The organism is Hymenobacter sp. AT01-02, assembly GCF_000961955.2.
Lineage (GTDB): Bacteria > Bacteroidota > Bacteroidia > Cytophagales > Hymenobacteraceae > Hymenobacter > Hymenobacter mucosus.
On the sequence record NZ_JZIR02000260.1, the window covers coordinates 1 to 957 of the forward strand.

Genomic DNA, 957 nt, shown 5'->3' on the forward strand with positions numbered 1-957 from the left:
AGAAAGTTTCCCTCGATGTCGGCGTGGGGCGTGGGGGACCAGGGCCGCCGCCGGGCGGCACCAGCATGTCGATGGTAGCGTAGGCACCGGCCGTATCCTTACCAGCGGCCAGAATGCGGTAATTGCTGCCCATGACGGCCAACGTCTGGCCCTGCTGGGGCCCCAGGATGGCGGGGGCTGATTTGTGCGTGTCCATTATCGTGTAGCGAAAAGTGTGCGGCAAAGGTGGGCGCCGGTACCCACGCTCGCCACTCCGAAGCGGCGCAAAAACAGTCCGATCGGGCAGCCAAGTCGTGCTGTCGGATCGGACTGTTTTTGCGCCGTTTTGCGCTACCGGCCGCGGTGGTTGCCCCTGCACCTTTGCTCAGCGACTTTCTTCAACCCCATGCCGCAGCAAAGCAAAACCTGGCTCCTGCGGCTCCTTTACCCCAGCAACCCCATGCGTAAAGTAATGTATGACCGTTTTGGCGACGAACAGGTGCTAGCGGTGCGCGAGCAGCCCACCCCCACCATTGCCTCGAATCAGCTGCTGATTCAGGTAAAAGCCGCTTCCATCAACCCCCTCGATTGGAAGATTTACCGCGGCGAGATGAAACTTATGTCGGGCTCAACATTTCCGAAAGGCGTCGGTATCGACTTTGCTGGCATCGTATCCCAAGTGGGCGCCGGTGTCACGGGTTACCGATCTGGCGACGCGGTATTCGGCTTTCTGGAGGTCTTCACCGGCGGAGCCCTGTCCGAGTACGTGGTGGTTACCGAGGCAACCATTGCTCCCAAGCCGGCCAACATTTCATTTGACCAGGCCGCGGCCCTGCCGGTCACGGGCTTGCCGCCCTGCAGATTGTCGACCAGCTGGCGGCAGTGGGCCCCGGCCAGGAGGTGCTCATAAACGGTGCCAGCGGCGGCGTGGGCCTGTTTGCTGTCCAGCTGGCCAAACAGCGCGGCGCCCGCGTAACG

General features: G+C 62.2%; 1 protein-coding gene and 1 pseudogene. One reads left to right on the top strand and one right to left on the bottom strand.

Annotation, left to right across the window (positions count from 1 at the left end):
• A pseudogene (locus VI25_RS23010) lies at window positions 1–196 on the bottom strand (hypothetical protein); the annotation flags it as partial.
• A gap of 189 nt (window positions 197–385) precedes the next feature.
• Here VI25_RS23010 and VI25_RS23015 point away from each other — a divergent pair.
• Window positions 386–889 carry an alcohol dehydrogenase catalytic domain-containing protein gene (locus tag VI25_RS23015; protein WP_055562986.1) on the top strand — a complete coding sequence of 168 codons (504 nt, stop codon included), beginning with the start codon at window positions 386–388 and terminating at the stop codon, window positions 887–889.
• Window positions 890–957: the final 68 nt, after the last annotated feature.